The 19,952-nt window shown below is 50.3% G+C and carries 24 protein-coding genes; 19 read left to right on the top strand and 5 right to left on the bottom strand.

Annotated elements, in window-relative coordinates; genetic code table 11:
- Positions 1–53: 53 nt before the first annotated feature.
- Both MON40_RS05650 and MON40_RS05645 read left to right on the top strand, forming a co-directional pair.
- Positions 54–1,094 carry a sensor histidine kinase gene (locus tag MON40_RS05650; protein ID WP_003755259.1) on the top strand — a complete coding sequence of 347 codons (1,041 nt, stop codon included), beginning with the start codon at positions 54–56 and terminating at the stop codon, positions 1,092–1,094.
- A 73-nt stretch (positions 1,095–1,167) separates the two neighbouring features.
- On the top strand, positions 1,168–1,914 hold the full coding sequence (locus tag MON40_RS05645) for a thermonuclease family protein (protein ID WP_003778194.1): 747 nt from the start codon (positions 1,168–1,170) through the stop codon (positions 1,912–1,914).
- 197 nt (positions 1,915–2,111) lie between these two features.
- Here the strand turns inward: MON40_RS05645 and MON40_RS05640 are convergent, their stop codons facing one another.
- Positions 2,112–2,531, bottom strand: a complete 420-nt coding sequence (locus MON40_RS05640; protein ID WP_003778192.1) for a hypothetical protein — start codon at positions 2,529–2,531, stop codon at positions 2,112–2,114.
- 190 nt (positions 2,532–2,721) lie between these two features.
- Between MON40_RS05640 and MON40_RS05635 the strand changes: the two genes are divergently transcribed.
- The 14 genes from MON40_RS05635 to MON40_RS05570 all read left to right on the top strand — a co-directional run bounded on the left by MON40_RS05635 (position 2,722) and on the right by MON40_RS05570 (position 14,307).
- On the top strand, positions 2,722–3,453 hold the full coding sequence (locus MON40_RS05635) for a uroporphyrinogen-III synthase (RefSeq protein WP_242926045.1): 732 nt from the start codon (positions 2,722–2,724) through the stop codon (positions 3,451–3,453).
- Complete coding sequence (locus MON40_RS05630) at positions 3,440–4,972, top strand: uroporphyrinogen-III C-methyltransferase (RefSeq protein ID WP_003778187.1); 1,533 nt, start codon at positions 3,440–3,442, stop codon at positions 4,970–4,972. Before MON40_RS05635 ends, MON40_RS05630 begins: the two co-directional genes overlap by 14 nt.
- Entirely contained in the window at positions 4,969–6,192 is a 1,224-nt protein-coding gene (locus MON40_RS05625) for a heme biosynthesis protein HemY (protein WP_003778185.1), read from the top strand. The genes MON40_RS05630 and MON40_RS05625 overlap by 4 nt, the downstream gene beginning before the upstream one ends.
- Before the next feature lie 32 nt (positions 6,193–6,224).
- Complete coding sequence (locus MON40_RS05620) at positions 6,225–6,665, top strand: hypothetical protein (protein WP_003778183.1); 441 nt, start codon at positions 6,225–6,227, stop codon at positions 6,663–6,665.
- Positions 6,666–6,819: 154 nt separating this feature from the next.
- On the top strand, positions 6,820–7,881 hold the full coding sequence (hemE, locus tag MON40_RS05615) for a uroporphyrinogen decarboxylase (RefSeq protein ID WP_003778181.1): 1,062 nt from the start codon (positions 6,820–6,822) through the stop codon (positions 7,879–7,881).
- Positions 7,882–8,262: 381 nt separating this feature from the next.
- On the top strand, positions 8,263–8,853 hold the full coding sequence (locus tag MON40_RS05610; RefSeq protein ID WP_003778178.1) for a phosphatase PAP2 family protein: 591 nt from the start codon (positions 8,263–8,265) through the stop codon (positions 8,851–8,853).
- A gap of 383 nt (positions 8,854–9,236) precedes the next feature.
- Positions 9,237–10,730 carry a cardiolipin synthase gene (gene cls, locus MON40_RS05605; RefSeq protein WP_003778173.1) on the top strand — a complete coding sequence of 498 codons (1,494 nt, stop codon included), beginning with the start codon at positions 9,237–9,239 and terminating at the stop codon, positions 10,728–10,730.
- A gap of 309 nt (positions 10,731–11,039) precedes the next feature.
- Complete coding sequence (locus MON40_RS05600; protein ID WP_003778167.1) at positions 11,040–11,438, top strand: hypothetical protein; 399 nt, start codon at positions 11,040–11,042, stop codon at positions 11,436–11,438.
- A 91-nt stretch (positions 11,439–11,529) separates the two neighbouring features.
- Complete coding sequence (locus MON40_RS05595) at positions 11,530–11,991, top strand: hypothetical protein (RefSeq protein WP_003778166.1); 462 nt, start codon at positions 11,530–11,532, stop codon at positions 11,989–11,991.
- Positions 11,992–12,149: 158 nt separating this feature from the next.
- Positions 12,150–12,332 (top strand): hypothetical protein, encoded by a 183-nt coding sequence (locus MON40_RS05590; protein ID WP_003778164.1) that lies wholly within the window; start codon positions 12,150–12,152, stop codon positions 12,330–12,332.
- 19 nt (positions 12,333–12,351) lie between these two features.
- Positions 12,352–12,822 carry a hypothetical protein gene (locus tag MON40_RS05585; RefSeq protein WP_242926019.1) on the top strand — a complete coding sequence of 157 codons (471 nt, stop codon included), beginning with the start codon at positions 12,352–12,354 and terminating at the stop codon, positions 12,820–12,822.
- Positions 12,823–12,845: 23 nt separating this feature from the next.
- On the top strand, positions 12,846–13,136 hold the full coding sequence (locus MON40_RS05580) for a hypothetical protein (protein WP_003778160.1): 291 nt from the start codon (positions 12,846–12,848) through the stop codon (positions 13,134–13,136).
- 115 nt (positions 13,137–13,251) lie between these two features.
- Positions 13,252–13,788 carry a gamma carbonic anhydrase family protein gene (locus tag MON40_RS05575; protein ID WP_003778157.1) on the top strand — a complete coding sequence of 179 codons (537 nt, stop codon included), beginning with the start codon at positions 13,252–13,254 and terminating at the stop codon, positions 13,786–13,788.
- 84 nt (positions 13,789–13,872) lie between these two features.
- Complete coding sequence (locus tag MON40_RS05570; protein ID WP_003778156.1) at positions 13,873–14,307, top strand: YiiD C-terminal domain-containing protein; 435 nt, start codon at positions 13,873–13,875, stop codon at positions 14,305–14,307.
- 73 nt (positions 14,308–14,380) lie between these two features.
- Here the strand turns inward: MON40_RS05570 and MON40_RS05565 are convergent, their stop codons facing one another.
- Positions 14,381–14,755 (bottom strand): Mth938-like domain-containing protein, encoded by a 375-nt coding sequence (locus MON40_RS05565; RefSeq protein WP_003778154.1) that lies wholly within the window; start codon positions 14,753–14,755, stop codon positions 14,381–14,383.
- Between the two features lie 348 nt (positions 14,756–15,103).
- On the opposite strand from MON40_RS05565, the gene MON40_RS05560 reads away from it, so the two are divergent.
- On the top strand, positions 15,104–16,411 hold the full coding sequence (locus MON40_RS05560; RefSeq protein WP_003778152.1) for a homoserine dehydrogenase: 1,308 nt from the start codon (positions 15,104–15,106) through the stop codon (positions 16,409–16,411).
- A complete protein-coding gene (locus MON40_RS05555) occupies positions 16,404–16,838 on the top strand; it encodes a hypothetical protein (RefSeq protein WP_003778151.1) in 435 nt (144 codons plus the stop codon). Before MON40_RS05560 ends, MON40_RS05555 begins: the two co-directional genes overlap by 8 nt.
- Before the next feature lie 108 nt (positions 16,839–16,946).
- Here the strand turns inward: MON40_RS05555 and MON40_RS05550 are convergent, their stop codons facing one another.
- From MON40_RS05550 to MON40_RS05540, 3 genes are all read right to left on the bottom strand, one after another.
- Complete coding sequence (locus tag MON40_RS05550) at positions 16,947–17,204, bottom strand: glutaredoxin family protein (RefSeq protein ID WP_003778149.1); 258 nt, start codon at positions 17,202–17,204, stop codon at positions 16,947–16,949.
- 124 nt (positions 17,205–17,328) lie between these two features.
- A complete protein-coding gene (locus MON40_RS05545; RefSeq protein ID WP_003755307.1) occupies positions 17,329–17,529 on the bottom strand; it encodes a (2Fe-2S)-binding protein in 201 nt (66 codons plus the stop codon).
- A gap of 280 nt (positions 17,530–17,809) precedes the next feature.
- Entirely contained in the window at positions 17,810–18,895 is a 1,086-nt protein-coding gene (locus tag MON40_RS05540; RefSeq protein ID WP_003778145.1) for a metallophosphoesterase, read from the bottom strand.
- 132 nt (positions 18,896–19,027) lie between these two features.
- On the opposite strand from MON40_RS05540, the gene MON40_RS05535 reads away from it, so the two are divergent.
- Positions 19,028–19,936, top strand: coding sequence for a Dyp-type peroxidase (locus tag MON40_RS05535; RefSeq protein WP_003778142.1), 909 nt, complete (start codon positions 19,028–19,030; stop codon positions 19,934–19,936).
- Positions 19,937–19,952 lie beyond the last annotated feature (16 nt).

Genomic DNA, 19,952 nt, shown 5'->3' with positions numbered 1-19,952 from the left:
CAGAGCCAATAAGGCTCGTATAAACGCATTAAAAGAAAACGGTTGGAAATTTTATGTCTATTATACGTCAAATCAACAATACATTCGCCGTCCCGGACCTGCGCAATTCGGCAACAGTCGTGCGCCTTTTGATTATTGTCTTGGGCAGTCTGTTCTTTCTACCCTTGATCAGCGATTCTTCGCTCTCCTATTCCGCAGAGATCTACCATCATTCCCAATGGGTGTTTCCCGTATTGTTGGGGATTTTGGTTAAAGCCTATTTCGTCAATATCTTCACCCCTGCCATCAAAACATCGCCCTACGGCGTCATTATTACCTACTTTTTGAATTTATCGATATTTGCAATCGTCGATTTCTTCATTCTGAAAACACACGGCAGAACGCTCTCGCAACATTTCTTCCTGTTCAACCTTTTCCTGCTCGGGCTGATGTATTACGAAGCTTCGCGCCGGAACGGCCTTGCGCCTTCGATTTCCGAAGCCCGCCTCAGCGCGCTGACCGCCCGCATCCGCCCGCATTTCCTGTTCAACAGCCTCAATGCCGCCATCAGCCTTATCCGCCTGCGTCCGTATGATGCGGAAACCCTGCTGGAGAACCTCGCCAACCTCTTCCGCGCCCAACTGCGCGACGGCAGCCAAAGCAGCACTTTAGGACAGGAAATCGAATGGGCGCAGGAATACATCGCCATCGAACAAATCCGCATGGGCCATATGCGCGTGCAGGTAATGTGGCAGCATCAGGCGCCCGATGACGCGGAAACGCCGCACCTCCTGCTCCAACCCCTTTTGGAAAACGCGGTCTTCCACGGCGTCGAATCGACCCACCGCCCCGGCATGATTACCGTGTTTACCAAGCTCAACAAATCATCCATCTACATCCGCATCGAAAACCCGTACACCCCGCCTGAAAGCAGCGAAAACGCCAAACCGCACAAAGGCAACTCGATGGCATTGCACAACCTCAAAGAACGCCTGACACTGATGTACGACAACGATGCCAAAATCCAAAGCCGCCAACTCGACGGCATTTTCCGTGTCGACATCCGCCTGCCTTACCGCAAAAAAGCCTCTGATGTAAACAGGCTGTTCGGTTAATACAACCATCCTCCAAAGGTCAAAGGTCGTCTGAAAAGTTTCAGACGACCTCAAACAAACCACCGTCAACCTTATGAAAACCAAAACAATCTTAAAATGGCTTCCCGTGGTTTTGTCCGTCTTGGGCGCATTGGGTTACAGCTCGCGCGATACCGAAATCATCCGCTCCGGCGTGCAATTCGCTTCTGCGCTCACAGGCAGCAGCCATCTCGGTATGGAAGCCTTCGGCGCATTATTATCGGAAACCGTCAAATCAGGGTCGTCTGAAAATACTGCACACCAAAGCCGTCCGCACACTCAAAAACGCAATTCCACCACTCCCCATACCTATCGCGGCAAAATCTCCAAAATCCACGACGGCGACACCCTCCACGTTATCGACGAAGACGGCGCGAAACACAAAATCCGCATGGCGTATATCGATGCGCCCGAAATCAATCAGGCATACGGCACACGTTCGCGGGACAACTTGATTGATGCCGCCGACGGCAAAAAGGCGAAGGTACGCGTATTTGAAACAGACCGCTACCAACGCGAAGTCGCGCAAGTTTCCGTCGGGACGACCGATTTGAACCTCATGCAACTCCGCGACGGAGCGGCATGGCATTACGACAGCTATGCCAAAAAGCAACAAAGCAAAACCGCCTATACCGATTACGCCGCCGCCCAAAAACAGGCGAAACAAAAACGCAAAGGCTTGTGGAGCGGTAAAAATCCCCAAGCCCCGTGGGACTTCCGCCGCGAAGAGCGCGAAGGGCAAAACGGCGGACACAACGAACGCCGTCAAGAATCAAGCGGACAATGGTTTGGCATTTGGTAACCAGTGGCTCTCGACATCTAATTTTCCAAGCGGATTTTTGTTCATAAAGCGGAAGATTCAAGGCGGAAACCGCAACAAGGTTGGACGCCTTGCAAGGATTTCCAACGCAACGGAAACTATTGAATCTCGATAGCTCCCAGTATAAAAAAGGTCGTCTGAAAAATATTTTCAGACGACCTTTTCATGTATTCGACAAACTAACGGCATTGCAGCCAAGTCCGTTTGAGATGATCGACATCCGTCACTTTGCAGACATTACCGGAGCAGCTGACCGAATAATCTACTTTGGTCGGATGCCCCCATTGTTTGAAGCTGGCACGAATTTTGCCGTTAGAAAAGGCAGACACGCTGACCTTGACTTCGGTTTCGGGATCCTGACTGTTCCATATCGGATCGGCCTCTATACACAAATCCGCCGACCGAGAAGCGGTACGGATGGCTTTTTTCAAAGAATCGTCGGCATATCGGTTCAAAACCTTCACGCCCGATTCATCATCGCGGCTTGCCTCTTGATAAATCTTCTTCACCAAACGGATCTTGGCGGCATTGTCTCCGCTTGCAAAAGAGACAGACGGCACCAGTAACGCAGTGAAAAGTATTGTCGCTATTTTGTTCATATTATGTTTTCCTAAAATCGAATTCTACCCTGCCATACCGTCCAATACATTATTGAAACCATACTCAGTATTGACTTGGCAGGGTTCAGCCGTAAAAATACAAAAAGAATTATATCCATTGGATATGCTTTTTCAAACCGATTTAAACGTCATCGCCCCATTATCCATCCTATTAAAGAGGTCGTCTGAAATGCCTGTCATGCTGATTGTCCGTCCGTCCGCGCGCGCGGGAGATGATGTGCGCACCTGTTCGCAGGCAGGGTGGCGCGCGCGGGTGTTGAGTCCGGTTGAAATCGAGCCTGACGAAGCGGCGTTGCGCGACTTGGGAGAACAGTTTTCCCGCTCGGATGCGGTGTTTTGGGTCAGTCCGACGGTGGTTGAAACCTCGGCGCCGTATGTGGATTTTTCAGACGACCTGAAGGTTCAGGTTGCGGTTGGGCAGGCAAGCGGCCGGGCGTTGGAACGCTGCGGCGCGAAAAATGTATCTGTGCCGAAAGAAGGCAACGACAGCGAGGCGGTGTTGCGGCTGCCGGTTTGGGATACACTGCCGCAAGGCGCACACATATTGATTGTGCGCGGACGCGGCGGGCGCGATTTTTTGGCAGAGTCGTTAAAGAAAAAAGACTTTGCGGTGGAAATCGCGGAAGTGTATTTCAGACGACCTAATGAATTGAATTGGCAGGATTTTGATACCGAGTCCATTGATGCCGCCTTTATCGCTTCGGGCGAACTGGTGCGCGGGCTGTTTGCGCAGGTTCCGCCGCAATTTTCCCGATTCTTTGAATCCTTGTTATACTTCACCCATCATCCGCGCATAGCCGACGCGCTTCGCGAGGCGGGTGCGCGCCACATACGGGTCGTCGCTTCTCTGAAAGCGGCACTTTCATCATTTCCTAAGGAGCAAACCGATGAGCCGGTCTGAAGACAATCCATCCGAAGCAAACGAAGCCGGTCGGCCGATTATCGTCGACAGTCAGGGCAACGCGGGGTCGTCTGAAACAGCGGCTCCGAAAAAGGCCAAGCAGCCTAAAACCTCCGAATACGCAGGAACACACATGTCTGAATCTAAAAATCTTCCCCAAAACCAACCCGCCCCCGTCATCATCAAACAATCCGGCGGCAGAGGGCTGGCGGTAGGCGCGCTGGTGCTGGCGCTGCTGGGTTTGGGCGCAAGCGGCTTTTTGTTTGTGCAAGGACAAAATGTCTTGAAAAACCAGGAGCTTTCGTTTAACCAAAAGCTCGATAAAGCCGCCTTGGGCGAATCTGAAAACGCTTTACTCCTGAAAGACCATTTAAACCGTCAAACCGCTATCCAAGCCGAACTGGAGCGCTTGGGCAAAGCCCAAATGGCAAACAGCGAACAAATCCTGTTGACGCAAAAAGCGTATCAGGAGCTGACCAAAGGGCGCGTCAACTGGCTGGTTGACGAAGCGGAAACCATGTTGAACCTCGCCTCGCAGCAACTGCTGCTGTCGGGCAACGTACAAGGCGCGGCGGCGGTGTTGGAACATATCGACGGCCGCCTGAGCCGTTTCGACCAGCCCGAGCTGCTGCCCATCAAACAAGCCGTCAGCCATGATTTGGCGGCATTGAAAAACCGTCCGTATGTCGATATTTCCGGCACGGCGCTGCGCCTCGACCGTTTGGAAACCGCCGTTTCCGGCCTGCCGCTGGTGTTGGACGGCGTATTGCAGCCGGGCGAGCAGGCGCAAAGCAACGGCGCATCTTCAGGCTCTTGGTGGCAAAATACTTGGGATAAATCTTTGGTTGCACTGAAAGGGCTGGTGGAAGTCCGCCGACTCGACAATAAAGACGCGATGCTGCTGTCGCCCGAACAGGCGTATTTCGTCCGCGAAAACCTGCGCCTGCGCCTTTTGGATGCGCGTACCGCGCTGATGCAGCACAACGGCGAGGTTTATCAAAGCGATTTGAACTACGTCGAAGCCGCGGTCAAACAATACTTTGACGGCAAATCGCCCGCAACACAGGCATGGCTGAAAGAGTTGTCCGAATTGAAAGCGCTGGATGTACGCATGATTTCAGACGACAGTTTGAAAGCCAGCCTCAGCGCAATCCGCGCCTATCAAGACGGTACGCGCACTCCGGTTGCGCTGCCCGAACCCGTAACAACCGCCGCGTCCGCGCCCCTGCCCTCCGCCGCGTCCGAAGCTGCCGCTCCTCAAACCGCCTCGCAGGTGAATGAAACTGCTTCCGCACCGAAAACCGCACCGGCTCCGAGGGCTGCCCATCCTGCCAAAGCAAGACCTACCCCTGCGCAGAAACCCGCCCCTTCCGCCCAAGCAGACACGAAGCCTTTAGAAGCTCCGGCGCTGCCTTCCGAGGCCAAACCGCAAAACATTTCCGAGCCGGAAAAGAAAGCGGCTCCTGAGAAACAAAGCCGCCCTGCCGCCGATGCTGAGACCAAAGGAGGCCGTGCATGAAAGCCGTCGTCTGGATTGTCGTTTTATTCGCCGCCGCAGTCGGCATCGTCCTAACTTCCGGTATTTACACGGGTAATGTCTATATCGTCGTCGGACAGGTCATGATGCGGGTCAACCTGCACGCCTTTATCTTAGGGCTGGTTCTGTTTGTTGTTACCCTGTATTTCCTGATCAAATTCATCGTCGGCCTGATGAACATCCCCGCCCGTATGCAGCGTTTCGGTACGGCGCGCAAAGGCCGTCAGGCAGCCGTTGCTTTGAACAGCGCAGGTTTGGCGTTTTTTGAAGGCCGCTTTGAAAAAGCGGAGCAGGAAGCCGCCAAAGTATTGGAAAACAAAGAAGCCGGCGACAACCGCAATCTCGCGTTGATGCTGGGCGCGCACGCCGCCGACCAAATGGAAAACTTCGAACTGCGCGACCACTACCTGAAAGACATCGAAAAACTGCCGAACAAACAGCAGCTTTCCCGCTATCTGTTGTTGGCGGAATCCGCACTCGGCCGCCGCGATTATCCGACCGCCCTAGAAAATCTGAACGCCGCCGCGCGCATCCATCCCAACCTATCCCGCCTCGCCCGCCTGCAACTGCGTTATGCCTTTGACCACGGCGATGCAGAAGATGTGTTGGCGAAATCCGAAAAACTGATGAAAGTCGGCGCGATTAACGATTTTGAAGCGGAACAATACCAAAGCTGGGCATACCGCCGCCTATTGGCGGAAGCATCAGACGCAGCCAGTCTGAAAACCTGTCTGAAGCGCATTCCCGAGAGACTCAAAGCGGACGAATTGTGTGTCGCCATTGCCGAAAAATACGAGCGTCTCGGACTCTATACCGAAGCCGTCAAATGGGTGCGCCAATACTACCCACAAAACCGCCGCCCCGAACTTTTGGAAGCCTTCGTCGAAAGCGTCCGCTTCTTCAACGAACGCGGCCAGCAAAAAGCCATCGACCTTGCTGATTCTTGGCTGAAAGACAAACCCGACGACGCACCGCTCTTGATGTACCTCGGACAGCTTGCCTACGGCCGCAGCCTGTGGGGCAAGGCGCAAAGTTACCTCGAAGCCAGCATCGCCCTGCAACCGAGCATCGCCGCCCGCCTCATGCTGGCACGCGTACTCGACGAAACCGGACAGCCGCAAAAAGCTCAGGAACAGCGGAAATTGGTTTTGGAAGCCGTCTCCGATGACGAACGCCACGCGGCGTTGGAGCAGCATAGCTGAGTTTGGGAAATATCTTTATCTGGGAGAATTTGATGGGACCTTCAGATTCCTTTAAGGAAAAGAAAGAAATATTTGAAATTGGAACGCCTACTTATCGCCAAAAGTTAATTGATGTTTGGAAAAAGAGCATTAATGGAAACGAAAAATCTTGGGTGCTCTTTGAAAATGGTACTTGCGTCATTTTACTTGAACCGGAAAAAGATCTGGCGAAACAGGCTAAAGAGATATTAAGCAAATGGGGCAAAGTTCAAATAGGAACACCATCTGCAGATTTTGGCATTATCACTTTAGATAGCGGCGATGGATATGCCGTTTCATGCCATCATCCCGAAATTTTTACACTAATCCTAAAAGAACAAGGATTGGATGAAGATTTCAAAATCGGTATCGAAGGGCGCTCTCATCGCGATTGTGATGCTGAAGAACTCAAAGTTATCCATATCGAAGATAAACGCACCATTGAAACCCCATGAAAACCTGCTGCCGTTTAATCATCTACTGATGATTACCTAGGCAAATGTGCTCGTCCCTCCCCTTTTCAGACGACCTTTCATTGCGGAAACCGCCGCAAAGGTCGTCTGAAAACCGTTTTCCTTCCCCGTTTTACAAACAAACCGAAAGCCCCACATGACCTCTTTGAAAAACGACACCTTCCTCCGCGCCCTGCTCAAACAGCCCGTCGAATACACGCCGATTTGGATGATGCGTCAGGCGGGGCGTTATCTGCCCGAATACAAAGCCACGCGCGTGAAAGCGGGCAGTTTCCTCGATTTGTGTAAAAACACCGAATTGGCGACCGAAGTGACCATCCAGCCCTTAGACCGCTTCGATTTGGATGCAGCGATTCTGTTCTCCGACATCCTGACCGTCCCCGACGCAATGGGCTTGGGACTGTATTTTGCCGAAGGCGAAGGCCCGAAATTCGAACGCGCCTTGCAACACGAAGCCGACATTGCCAAGCTGCAAGTTCCCGATATGGAAAAACTGCAATACGTCTTCGACGCCGTCGGCTCCATCCGCAAAGCATTGGACGGCCGCGTACCGCTTATCGGTTTCTCCGGCAGCCCGTTCACGCTCGCCTGCTATATGGTCGAAGGCGGCAGCAGCAAAGAATTCCGCACCATCAAAACCATGATGTACTCGCGTCCCGATTTGCTGCACAAAATCCTCGACACCAACGCCCAAGCCGTTACCGCCTACCTCAACGCCCAAATCGACGCGGGCGCGCAGGCCGTGCAGATTTTCGACACTTGGGGCGGCGTCCTGAGCGATGCGGCGTTTAAAGAATTCAGCCTCAAATACATCCGCCAAATCGTTGCCGGTTTGAAACGCGAAAGCGAAGGCAGACGCGTTCCCGTTATCGTGTTTGCCAAAGGCGGCGGGCTGTGGCTGGAGGGCATGGCGGAAATCGGCGCAGACGCATTGGGCTTGGACTGGACGTGCAACATCGGCGAAGCACGCCGCCGCGTCGGCAACCAAGTCGCCCTGCAAGGCAACTTCGACCCGTTTGCCCTCTTTGGCACACCCCAATCCATCCGCACCGAAGTCGCGCGCATCCTAGCCGACTACGGAAACGGCAGCGGCCATGTCTTCAACCTCGGACACGGCATCAACCAACACGCCGACCCCGAACACGCCAAAATCTTAGTCGATACCGTACACGAACTGTCGCGCCAATATCACGCCTGATTGGGCGTAACGTAAAAGGTCGTCTGAAAACCCAAACTGCCTACCGGTTTGGTTTTCAGACGACCTTTTATATTGGATGAAAAGTAAAAATCAGACATTTTCTATTTAACTGACTGCATATTTACCCAAATCAAATCAGATTGATTTCACATATTTCAAAAGACATGTATGATGATGTTCTTTAAAACAACCTTTCCAATTTCAATAAAATCCATCTTTTTAGGGGCTGTCAACATTTAATTTCCCCAGTGGATTTTTGTTCACAAAGCGGAAGATTCAAGGCGGAAACCGCAACAAGGTTGGACACCTTGAATCTTCCGCTTTGAGGATAAAAAGACACGGAAACTATTGAATGTTGACAGCCCCTCTAGGAACACACACATGAACTTTCAAGACTATTTCGTCAATCTGATATTGAGCGGCGTGATGATTATCGGCGCTTATCAGTTTTACTTTTATACCCAGCGCCACCCTTTGCGCAAAGAGATTGTTTGGAATTCCCCGATAGACGAAAAAATCCCTTTCCGCCCGCGTTGGTCGTGGATATACAGCTTTCTTTACTACCCCGCCATCCTCTACCTCAACATCATCGCCACCGACCACCGCCATTTCAACATGATGGCGTTCAGCTTCCTGATGTTGCTGTTTATGCAAATGCTGTTCTTCTGGCTGTTTCCCGTTTCCACTCCGCCGCATTGGCGCAGCATCAATACCGGCAAAACACCGTCCGAATGGTTTTTACAGTTTGTTCAAAAATTCGACCAAGCCAGCAACTGCTTCCCCAGTATGCACGTTTCCGTCGCCATGCTGACCGCCCTGCACGCGCTGCCGACTTTGGGTACCGCCGCGTTCCTCTTTCCCGTATTGATTGCCCTGTCCTGCATCTTTACCAAACAGCACTACCTGATTGACCTGCCCGCAGGCGCTGCATTGGGCGGCTTTGCCTACTGGCTGTATCTTTTAGTGCTTTGACGCACCCAATCCTAATAAAAAAACCTAAAAGGTCGTCTGAAAACGAGCGAAGCGAGTTTCGCTAAAACAAAACTCAAAAGGTCGTCTGAAAACGAAAAACACCCACTTATCGGTGTCAACTCGTTTTTCAGACGGCCTTTGTATATACTCACCATCTGAACCTTACCGCCTCAAACCAGTCAGACTCAAAAATATAGTGGATTAACTTTAAACCATTACGGCGTTGCCTCGCCTTAGCTCAAAGAGAACGATTCTCTAAGGTGCTGAAGCACCAAGTGAATCGGTTCCGTACTATCTGTACTGTCTGCGGCTTCGTTGCCTTGTCCTGATTTAGTTAATCCACTATACATCCGCTCCCGCCATTCCTCCACCGCCTATCGAACATGACTTTTCTAAAAGACATCACCTGGACGGAAATCTTCATTTTCGCCCACACCTGCGCCGCGCTCGGCTGCGTCTTGCGCGTGTTGTACAAACAAAAAAACATCGGCTCCACGTTTGCCTGGCTGATTATCCTCTTCCTTTTCCCCGTCTTCGGCACCATCGCCTACCTGCTTATCGGCGAGCCGCGGCTTGGCACGGCGCGTGCGAAGCGTACGGGTGAGATGAACCGCTTCTACCAAAGCTTCGCCGAAAGCTACCTCTCCGAGATTTACCTCGGCGTCGGCGACAACGTCAAATCCCGTTATCACGGCATCAGCAGAGTCGCCGCCAAAGGAACAGGACTGGGCGCGACGCGCAACAACGCCATGACGCTGCTGTCCACCACCGATGAAATCATCGACACCATGCTTGCCGACATCCGCGCCGCCCGCCATTCCTGCATGCTCGCCTTCTACATCATCGAACCCGAAGGCAGGATAGAAGAACTGTTAAACGAACTCCTCGCCGCCGCCGACAGAGGTTTGGATTGCGCCATCCTCGCCGACGCCGTCGGCAGCAGCCGCTTTTTCGACAGCGGCTGGGTAGAAACCCTGCGCGAAGCCGGCATAGAAGTCCACGCCTCCTTGCCCGTCGGCGTCTGGCGCACCTTCTTTACCCGCACCGACCTGCGCAACCACCGCAAAATCCTCGTCATCGACAGCAAAATCGGCTACACCGGCAGTTTCAACCTCGCCGATCCCCGCTTCTTCAAAAAAGATTCAGGCGTCGGCGAATGGGTGGACGTCATGATGCGCTGCACCGGCCCGCTGGTACTCGAACTCTCCGCCGTCTTCTTTGCCGACCTCGCCGTCGAAACCGACGAAAACCTCGAAAGCGTGCAGCAATATCTGACGCAGGCGCAAGAGCGCATTCCCGAAATCCTTCCCGAAAAAATGCAGCAGGGCGACATCGTCGCCCAAGTCATCCCCTCCGCGCCAGAACAAGGCAGCCACGTCATTTACGAAACCATCATCAGCGCGATTTACGCCGCCACCAAACAAATCACCATTACCACCCCCTATTTCGTCCCCGACGAACCCCTGCTGATGGCATTGACCATCGCCGCCAAACGCGGCGTCAAAGTTACCCTGATCCTACCCGCCAAAGTCGATTCCTTCATGGTGCGCTACGCCTCCCGCGCCTACTACCCCATGTTACTCGACGCAGGCGTCAAAATCGCCATGTTCAAAGGCGGACTTCTACACGCCAAAACCATGACCATAGACGAAGACTACGCCCTCTTCGGCACGGTCAACATGGACATGCGCAGCTTCTTCCTCAACCTCGAAATCAGCCTCGCCATCTACGACCGCGACATCACCAAACAAATCTGCAACCTGCAACGCGACTACCTCAAAAACAGCAGCTACATCACCGTCAAAGCATGGCAGCAACGCTCCAAATTCCGCGGGCTGATAGAAAACACCGTCCGCCTGATGAGTCCGCTGTTATAGGCAGGCTTACCGTTCGTACAAGACCAAAGGTCGTCTGAAAAGCTTGGGGCCCTTTTCAGACGACCCTTTTGTTTGGATATAGTGGATTAAATTTAAATCAGGACAAGGCGACGAAGCCGCAGACAGTACAGAGATAGTACGGCAAGGCGAGGCAACGCCGTACTGGTTTAAAGTTAATCCACTATAACAGTTGTCAGCCCAAAGACAGATAGATAATATAAACCGAATATTTTTCATCTCGCCCGCGCCCTGTAAACAAATATTCCCGGGCTTGGTGCTTGTAAATTTTAAGTCAAGAGGCAATCAACAATGAAAAAGACTTTAAATCAGATACTTGAATCAGCGCAACCCGTGGTTGATTTTTTGTCATCAGACAGTTTCTTTTCCCGTCCTTATGACGGTGATCGTGAAAAATTTATCGTTACCACTTCTCCGGAAGAAGCCAGATATCTGTTAGGCGACGAATGGGATGAGTGGGAGGAGATTATGGCTACTCAGCAATTCTCGGATTTGGAGGATTTCGATTGGCACTACATTATTGGTTGTAAAGTAAGTAATACCAATTGTCTGGGTGCTCTAGATAAGAATTTACATGGGGCAGATAAAAAGCTCACGAAAGAGGGTGTAGTAAACTTCCTTGAAGAAACAATGCCATATTATATGGACATTTTGTTGAATTGTTACGCCAATAAAATGGAAAGATTATAGTCAAAAAGCCAAAGCTCAAGGTAACTGTGGTCATGGTCATATTTTCTTTAATGGAAATGGTTCTATTCCAGCTTTAAGAAAGGGAGAGTAAATGAAAAAAGATATATTATATAAATTATCAAAGGAAGGGCTTTACCCTTCATATGTAGAACTTAAGGCATCTGGTATAAGTGAAGAAATATTAGAAAAAATACAGTTTTTTGATGAAAATCCAACTAAACTATTCTGGGAAACATATATTTCTAAAACAGAAGATAGGATTGTATATTTTGATCATGATTTAACTATAAAATATCGTTATTTAGATTACTCAGAATTGGAAAAAGAATGTTTTTTTTCTGATCTTAAAGCAGAGATTGGTGAAAATGAGATTTTTATGCTTTTCCATAGTTCAAAAATAGGCTTCTGTTTTCAAAAAGAATTTTTAAAAGAAATTTTAAATGCGGTATATTTTATGGACAATGAGGATATTTTACTTTATTGCCTGGATAGTAAAGTAATAATTACTGGTGGGTATAGGGGGTTTACCGTTTGGAATAATTTAAATAGGTAAGTTGTGTTCAGTATAAAAAATAAATTCATTTGTAGGGCATATATGAGATATATGCTAGGTGTTGCTTTATCAAAGCTTTATCTCACAAGTTGAAAGCTCTTTTGGAGAGGTATGGTGTACATTGTGAGAAGACAAAACTACTAAAGACTGTAATAGCAATGAAAAAGACTTGGAATCAAATACTTGAATCAGCACAACCCGTGGTTGATTTTTTGTCATCAGACAGTTTCTTTTCCCGTCCTTATGATGGAGATCGTGAAAGATTTATCGTTACCGCCTCTCCAACAAATTTACTTGTAACTCAGCACCAAATGTTGGAGCATGGTAAAACTGCTAAATAATTAAAACGGGATTATTGATATGAATATAACAGGAATAGAATACTTTGTTGTCTCAAATAAAAAACCTGATATTGTTTTGAATGGTTTCAATAAAGCAATAGTTGAGCTATGGCCAAATTGCATTATTTATGAGGATGACAAACTATTTGATGGCAGTTTTTTTTATGGGTATGTTAAAGATCATGAAATGGAGAATTTCTCAGAAGAGAATGCCTATAAACTTGATCAACATGGAGAAGGCCAAATATCATTGGCATGCCAGTACTATCGATCATTAAGAATGAATACAATGGCAGATTATGCATATTATGATGGATATGAAGACCTATATGATGACTGTCCTAAAGGCAACATCTTGAGAAAGAATATTTTTATACTTCATGAAGTGTATTACTACACTCTTATATTACCGGGTACACACGAACATCCTTTTAGCAGAAAAATAATTAATATTTTAGAGGAAATTCTTTTACAGGAATCTGAAATATAATTCAATTAATCAAGAATATAGAGATGATTTTTAAAAATTTTGAAGAGTTTGAATCAATTTTAGATGAATTACTTGATAATGAGCAATATGAAGTAGCCGATGGAATCATGGAAAATCAAATAGATAATATTTGTAAACTATCTTTCTTGGAAGAAATTGATCAGTATCTATGGTTTTATGCTTCTGTCGCCGGAGATTGCGAATCTTTCGGTAGATTTCAAAAATCATGTAGACAATTAGTGTCTTTAAACAAGATAAAATCGAGTGATTTAGCCAAATATGAAGAAAAATGTCCTGTTAACAGGTGGTTTTAGTTAAGGATAGATCGGCTCAAAACCTAACATTTAAAAAGGTCGTCTGAAAAAACTTGAAATCCGTTTCAGACGACCTCCTCTTAAAACAAACCCTGCTTACAAAGGAAATAACCACATGAACCCCATCCGTCCCTTCTTAGACCATACCCCGCAAGTCCACGAGTCCTGCCTTATCGATGAAACTTCGGTCATTATCGGTGAAGTATCGCTTGCCGAAGATGTATCCGTTTGGCCGTATGCCGTTTTGCGCGGCGATGTGAACAGCATCAGCATCGGTGCACGCAGTAATGTACAGGACGGCAGCGTTTTACACGTTTCACACAAAAACGCGGAAAAGCCTGAAGGTTCGCCCCTGATTATCGGCGAAGACGTTACCGTCGGACACAAAGTTATGCTGCATGGCTGCCGTATCGGCGACCGCGTGTTAATCGGCATGGGTACGACCATTTTGGACGATACCGTCGTCGAAAGCGACGTAATGATAGGCGCTGGCAGCTTGGTACCGCCGCGCAAACGTTTGGAAAGCGGCTATCTTTATGTCGGCTCGCCCGTCAAACAAGTCCGCCCGCTGACGGACAAGGAAAAAGGGTTTTTAAAATATTCGTCCGCGCATTATGTACGGCTGGCAGGACAGCACAAGCAATCAAAATAAGCCCTCTGCACTACCCTATCGCTATAATTGATAGGGCTTTGCTGCCTGCCTCTGATTTTCAGACGACCCATCCCGATACCGACCATGAACCCCGAAACCCTGCAAGATTTCCTACATACCCACATCCCTGCGACCGCCCTGCTCGAGCTAAGCGTCTTGGAAACCACAGCGGATCAGACCGTACTTTTCGCACCCCACGCCCCCAACCGCAATCATAAAAATACTGCCTTCGGCGGCAGTATCGCATTGGCGGCAACCGTCGGCGGCTGGGCAACTGTCTATCTCCATTGCCCCGAATCGGATGGCAATATCGTCATTCAAGAAGGCACTACCCGCTATCTGCGCCCTGCACGAGGCGATCTGACCATCATCACGCGCAGTCCGCCGGCTGAAGAGTGGCAAAAACTCAAAACCATGTTTGAGCGCCATAAAAAAGGAAAAATCACCCTGCAAACCGAAATCTATTCGGAAAACGAATTGGCTGCCGTCTTTGACGGACGGTTTGTCGTATTGGGATAAGGTATCGGCTGTTTCATAGACAAAGGTCGTCTGAAATTTTCAGACGACCTTTTTATATCCAGCGGATGTCTATTCACACCCAAAGCCAAGCCCAAACGCTGCGTCCTTCGCCTTGCAGCAACACCAGCGTTCGGCAGGCGGAGGCTGTGTTCATACATTCCAGCCCGATGCCGTGTGCGGCAAGTTCGGCGGCGATTTTCGGATGGAGGAACTGCTGCTTCTCCCCCGTGCCAATAATGATGACTTCGGGCAAACCGTCCGAATCGGAGGTCGTCTGAAACAGGTCGGCGGCAGTCAGTTCGGACGGCGTTTGCACGTTCATTGCTTCAATTTTGCCGTTGCGCCAGATGATGGGCGCGGTGTAGGTTTTGCCGCCCGCTTCGATTGCGCCCGCCCGATAAGCGGTCAGGCTTAGGGTTTCATCGGTTTTGTTTTCTTCTATCAGCATTTTTCTTCCGTTTCTTTCTCGGCTTGATACATCTATTTCAAACAGGCTTTGCGCCCTTTCGCCGCGTTCCGTAAAAAAGGTGCAAAATCAGGCAATTTCAGGTAGGATGGGCGACTTTAGCCTGCGTCTTCCGCCCTTGCAAAATCAGCATTATAGTGGATTAACTTTAAACCAGTACGGCGTTGCCTCGCCTTGCCGTACTATCTGTACTGTCTGCGGCTTCGTCGCCTTGTCCTGATTTAAAGTTAATCCACTATATCAATCCCCTGCGGCGGCGGCACGTTTCGGGCTTTCTGAATTTCTGTTTTTACTTTTTAATTTAAGAAAATCGGCTCACAAGGAGGCACAATGAAGCCAGTAAACATCGGTCTTTTAGGTTTAGGTACGGTCGGCGGCGGTACGGCTGCCGTGTTGCAGGACAATGCGGCGGAAATCAGCCGCCGTTTGGGACGCGAAGTGCGCATCAGTGCCGTATGCGACTTGAGCGAAGAAAAAGCCCGCCAAATCTGCCCGTCCGCAGCCTTTGTCAAAGACCCGTTCGAACTGGTCGCGCGTGAAGACGTCGATGTCGTCGTCGAACTGTTCGGCGGTACCGGCATCGCCAAAGACGCTGTGTTGAAAGCCATTGAAAACGGCAAACATATCGTTACCGCCAACAAAAAACTGCTCGCCGAATACGGCAACGAAATCTTCCCGTTGGCGGAAGAAAAAAACGTCATGGTGCAATTTGAAGCGGCAGTAGCAGGCGGCATCCCGATTATCAAAGCCCTGCGCGAAGGCCTCGCCGCCAACCGCATCCGCAGCATCGCCGGCATCATCAACGGCACCAGCAACTTCATCCTCTCCGAAATGCGCGAAAAAGGCAGCGCGTTTGCCGACGTATTGAAAGAAGCGCAGGCATTGGGCTACGCCGAAGCCGATCCAACCTTCGACATCGAAGGCAACGACGCAGGCCATAAAATCACCATCATGAGCGCGCTGGCATTCGGTACGCCGATGAACTTCTCCGCCTGCTACCTCGAAGGCATCAGCAAACTCGACAGCCGCGACATCAAATACGCCGAAGAATTCGGCTACCGCATCAAACTTTTGGGCATCACCCGCAAAACCGACAAAGGCATCGAATTGCGCGTCCATCCGACCCTGATTCCCGAAAGCCGCCTATTGGCAAACGTCAACGGCGTGATGAACGCCGTGCGCGTCAACGCCGATATGGTCGGCGAAACCTTATATTACGGCGCAGGTGCAGGCGCATTGCCGACCGCTTCCGCCGTGGTTGCCGACATCATCGACATCGCCCGCCTGATTGAAGCGAATACCGACCACCGCGTACCGCATTTGGCATTCCAACCCGCGCAAGTCCAAGCGCAAACCATTCTGCCTATGGACGAAATCACCAGCAGCTACTACCTGCGCGTCCAAGCCAAAGACGAACCGGGTACGCTGGGACAAATCGCCGCGCTTTTGGCAAAAGAAAACGTGTCCATCGAGGCCTTAATCCAAAAAGGTGTAATCGACCAAACCACCGCCGAAATCGTAATTCTGACCCACAGCACAGTCGAGAAACACATCAAACGCGCGATTGCCGCCATTGAAGCATTAAACTGCGTGGAAAAACCGATCACCATGATCCGTATGGAAAGCCTGCATGACTGAGCCGAAAAACGAAATGTCCGCCGAAGAGCAAGCCGCGGCGCGTAAAAAAGCGAAAGCCAAAATCCGCACCATCCGCATTTGGGCATGGGTCATTTTGGCACTGCTCGCCGCGACTGCCCTGCTCTCGCAATGCGCCATGTCCAAACCGCAGGCGAAGCAGAACATCTTTGAATCTTGCGTGAAAAACATCCCCTTTGCCGAAAAATGGCAAAACGATTTGAAAGAAAGGGGCTTGGATTCAAACAACAGCAAACTCGCCACCGATTACTGCACCTGCATGTGGGACAAGCCTTTGGACAAACTTTCCGAAGAGCAAATCCGTTCATTGGGCAAACTCAGCCCGCAAGAGCAGCTCGACCTGCTTGGCGGCGCGCAAGCGTTTGAAGATCGCGACAGGCAGTGTGTGGCAGGTTTGAAGGCGGAATAATCCGGTTTTAACATAGCAAAAAGGTCGTCTGAAAAAACTCCGTTTGTTTTTTTCAGACGACCTTTTTATTGATAAGGGATTCACTGCACATCAGGATGGAACAACAAACTATGCTCGTGCGGTCGGTTTCTTCCTCCCTTCCAACCATACCTTCAGTTTTTCCTCATCCAAAAACCAATGGCAGATTTCTTCGTCCCCATCCAATAACACGGGGACAAGTTCGTTATACTTTTCTTCTAAAACAGGGTCTTCATCGACATCGAAGATTTCCAACTCAAAACCGAATGCCTCTTGATACGGCTTGAGCTGTTCACGCATTTTGTGACAGAGACTGCAATATTCTCGAAACATCAGGGTCAGCTTCATAGCGGATGCTTTGCGGTGTGGTAAACGAAAAACGGATTGTAAGATAAAGGCTGCCGTCAATGCAAAGGTCGTCTGAAACCTTGATTTCGGTTTCAGACGACCTTTGATAATGCTTTAGACAAGATTAGGATTGCACATTGATACCGGCGGTAACTGTCGTTTGTGCACTGTTGGCATTCAGGAAGGAAGCCGCCAGTTCGCCGCAGCAGCCGCAGCAAGTGGCAACGCCCAATTGAGCCTGCAAATCGCTCATGGTACTCGCGCCTGCAGCGATGGTTTCTTTGATGTCGTGGTCGGTAATGGCGTTGCAAATGCAAACAAACATGATGTGCTCCGTGTTTTCTTTCGCTCAGTATTGATAGTGTGTTTTATTCTTAAACGTAAATATAAATAAAAACAGTTTGCATTGCAAGATCGGTTCGAACGGTTTTATTTGGTAATTTTCTATTGATTTTCCTTTTCCGATTGATTCAATAGATTGGAACCATATTCTAAAAACAGCAAAGCCGCGCACGTCATAACATTTCACAACAAATAAAAAATACAGGCTGCGCAACGGCAAGACGGCAAGCCTGTACTTTTTATCTTTTCATTTTGCAATACCGCTATTTCCCTTTCACATCAATTACCCACACTTCCGACTGTGAACCCAAGCGCAGCGGAATCCCCCAGAAACCGTAGCCGGACGTGACAAAAAAATGTCTTCCGCCGATTTCCTCGTAGCCGTAGGCAAGGCGGTAGAGGGTGCGTACAATCAGGTTTGCCGGTGCGATTTGACCGTTGTGGACATGGCCGGAAACTTGAACGTCAATAGGCAGCTTGGCGTGCGCCTCGACTTCGGTCGGGCGGTGGTCCATCAGGAAAACGGGCTGGTCGGTATTGTGGTTTTCCAGCAACTGAGAAACAGACGGACGGTCGTGGTCCACATCGTCGTTGCGGCCGACGAGCAGGAAAGCATCGTGTTGCAACACTTGGTTGCCAAGTACGGTAATGCCCGCCGCCTCAAGATCATGGCGGATGCGCGCGCTGTCGCCAAACATATCGTGATTGCCCAAAGTCGCGTAAACGCCCAACGGCGCTTTCAGACGACCCAGATGCGGCTGCATATTCTCTTTGCGGTAGGCATCGACGTTGTCGTCCATCAAATCGCCCGGCAACAGGATTAAATCGACTTTTTCGCGGTTCATGATGTCCACCAGCTTATCCAGTTGCCGCGCGCCGAACAAAATCCCCAAGTGCAGGTCGCTTGCCATGCCGATACGCAGCGGTTTGTCCATTTTCTTATCGATCACGACGGTCTGATGACGGACGACGGGCGTATAAGCGTTGTACATCCCAAAGCCGACCAAGCCGAACACAAACAGCGGCGCAAACAAGCGCAGGCTGCGCGACAGCGACCGGCTGGCCACGAATTTGCGTAGCAGCAGAAACAGGACAAACGTCGCCAGCGCCGCATACATCACAAACAGCAGCAACACCATCCAAAATGCCATGATGCGGAACATAAAATGTCCCAATTCCAACAAAAGCCCCGCCAGCAGGCCGTTGGTCACGAAATACGACACCCCCATCAGCCAACGCCTGCCCGCCTTGCCGACCACCGGCGCAAACAGCCATTGCAACGAACGCCCCAGCCCGAACGTAAAAAGCTGGAGCAATACAATCATCATCAAAAACATCGTGCCGAACATAAAGCGAACCTGTTGGAAATCAAAACACAAACGGCGGATTCTATCATATCCGCCCTTTCAGACGAGGTCGTCTGAAAACCTTAAGTGCTATAATATTGTCCGAAAAACTCAATAAACAGAAAAGGAAACACAATGCCCCGCCCACAAACCGCCATCATCCCCGACCACGCCCAAGCCGGCATATTCATCGAAGCCGACATCCGCGACGGTCGCTACGACGACATCAAAACCGCCTGCCGAAGCTCGCTTGAAGCCTTGGAGAAACTCAAAACCCGCTTTCCCGAAGACATTTTAGGCATGACCATCGCCTTCGGCAGCGACGCATGGAAAGCGTTCGGACACGCAGAAGAAGGCAGCGAAATCAAGCCCTTCCCCGTTATGGGCAACGGCCTTGCCCCTGCGACCCAGCACGATATCTACATCCATATCCAAGCCTACCGCCAAAACGCAGCCTTCGCACTCGCCCAATCCGTCCTGACCGCGTTCGGCGACAGCATCAGCATCGCCACCGAGGAACACGGTTTGCGCCTGTATGAAGACCGCGGACTGGACGGCTTTGTCGATGGCACTGAAAACCCGCAAGGCGATGAAAAAGTCCGCGATGTCGCCATTATTCCCGAAGGCCAACCCGATACCGGCGGCAGCTACGTCCTGCTGCAAAAATATCTGCACGACCTGAAAAAATGGGATGCCGTACCTGTTGCCGAACAAGAAGCCAGCGTCGGTCGCAGCAAAGAAGCCAACGAAGAATTCAGCAAAGACGTTCGCCTGCCCGATTCGCATTTGGGGCGCGTCAACCTGAAAGAAAACGGCGTGGGTCTGAAAATCGTCCGCCGCAGCCTGCCCTTCGGCAAAATTAGCGGCGAACACGGTCTGATGTTCACTGCCTACTGCCACACCCTGCACAACATCGAAGTACAGCTCTTGAGCATGTTCGGCGATGCCGACGGCAAAACCGACCTGCTGCTCAAGCATCTTTCTACTGCTGTATCAGGCGCATATTACTACGCCCCTTCGGTCGAGCGTTTGCAGGATTTATAAAACCGCGTTGCCGATG

The sequence above is a fragment of the Neisseria macacae ATCC 33926 genome (assembly GCF_022749495.1).
Lineage (GTDB): Bacteria > Pseudomonadota > Gammaproteobacteria > Burkholderiales > Neisseriaceae > Neisseria > Neisseria macacae.
The sequence above is the reverse complement of the archived record's forward strand: the minus strand, read 5'-3'. Positions and strand labels throughout refer to the sequence as shown.

Excerpts from the sequence above, each read along its gene's own strand:
- MON40_RS05645 (WP_003778194.1), top strand. The coding sequence starts at position 1,168 with ATGAAAACCAAAACAATCTTAAAATGGCTTCCCGTGGTTTTGTCCGTC.
- MON40_RS05620 (WP_003778183.1), top strand. The coding sequence starts at position 6,225 with ATGGGACCTTCAGATTCCTTTAAGGAAAAGAAAGAAATATTTGAAATT.
- MON40_RS05600 (WP_003778167.1), top strand. The coding sequence starts at position 11,040 with ATGAAAAAGACTTTAAATCAGATACTTGAATCAGCGCAACCCGTGGTT.
- MON40_RS05595 (WP_003778166.1), top strand. The coding sequence starts at position 11,530 with ATGAAAAAAGATATATTATATAAATTATCAAAGGAAGGGCTTTACCCT.
- MON40_RS05625 (WP_003778185.1), top strand. The coding sequence starts at position 4,969 with ATGAAAGCCGTCGTCTGGATTGTCGTTTTATTCGCCGCCGCAGTCGGC.
- MON40_RS05545 (WP_003755307.1), bottom strand. The coding sequence starts at position 17,529 with ATGTTTGTTTGCATTTGCAACGCCATTACCGACCACGACATCAAAGAA.
- MON40_RS05640 (WP_003778192.1), bottom strand. The coding sequence starts at position 2,531 with ATGAACAAAATAGCGACAATACTTTTCACTGCGTTACTGGTGCCGTCT.
- MON40_RS05570 (WP_003778156.1), top strand. The coding sequence starts at position 13,873 with ATGAACCCCGAAACCCTGCAAGATTTCCTACATACCCACATCCCTGCG.
- MON40_RS05565 (WP_003778154.1), bottom strand. The coding sequence starts at position 14,755 with ATGCTGATAGAAGAAAACAAAACCGATGAAACCCTAAGCCTGACCGCT.
- MON40_RS05550 (WP_003778149.1), bottom strand. The coding sequence starts at position 17,204 with ATGAAGCTGACCCTGATGTTTCGAGAATATTGCAGTCTCTGTCACAAA.
- MON40_RS05540 (WP_003778145.1), bottom strand. The coding sequence starts at position 18,895 with ATGTTCGGCACGATGTTTTTGATGATGATTGTATTGCTCCAGCTTTTT.
- cls (WP_003778173.1), top strand. The coding sequence starts at position 9,237 with ATGACTTTTCTAAAAGACATCACCTGGACGGAAATCTTCATTTTCGCC.
- MON40_RS05560 (WP_003778152.1), top strand. The coding sequence starts at position 15,104 with ATGAAGCCAGTAAACATCGGTCTTTTAGGTTTAGGTACGGTCGGCGGC.
- MON40_RS05630 (WP_003778187.1), top strand. The coding sequence starts at position 3,440 with ATGAGCCGGTCTGAAGACAATCCATCCGAAGCAAACGAAGCCGGTCGG.
- MON40_RS05610 (WP_003778178.1), top strand. The coding sequence starts at position 8,263 with ATGAACTTTCAAGACTATTTCGTCAATCTGATATTGAGCGGCGTGATG.
- MON40_RS05650 (WP_003755259.1), top strand. The coding sequence starts at position 54 with ATGTCTATTATACGTCAAATCAACAATACATTCGCCGTCCCGGACCTG.
- MON40_RS05635 (WP_242926045.1), top strand. The coding sequence starts at position 2,722 with ATGCCTGTCATGCTGATTGTCCGTCCGTCCGCGCGCGCGGGAGATGAT.
- MON40_RS05580 (WP_003778160.1), top strand. The coding sequence starts at position 12,846 with ATGATTTTTAAAAATTTTGAAGAGTTTGAATCAATTTTAGATGAATTA.
- MON40_RS05555 (WP_003778151.1), top strand. The coding sequence starts at position 16,404 with ATGACTGAGCCGAAAAACGAAATGTCCGCCGAAGAGCAAGCCGCGGCG.
- MON40_RS05585 (WP_242926019.1), top strand. The coding sequence starts at position 12,352 with ATGAATATAACAGGAATAGAATACTTTGTTGTCTCAAATAAAAAACCT.
- MON40_RS05575 (WP_003778157.1), top strand. The coding sequence starts at position 13,252 with ATGAACCCCATCCGTCCCTTCTTAGACCATACCCCGCAAGTCCACGAG.
- MON40_RS05535 (WP_003778142.1), top strand. The coding sequence starts at position 19,028 with ATGCCCCGCCCACAAACCGCCATCATCCCCGACCACGCCCAAGCCGGC.
- hemE (WP_003778181.1), top strand. The coding sequence starts at position 6,820 with ATGACCTCTTTGAAAAACGACACCTTCCTCCGCGCCCTGCTCAAACAG.
- MON40_RS05590 (WP_003778164.1), top strand. The coding sequence starts at position 12,150 with ATGAAAAAGACTTGGAATCAAATACTTGAATCAGCACAACCCGTGGTT.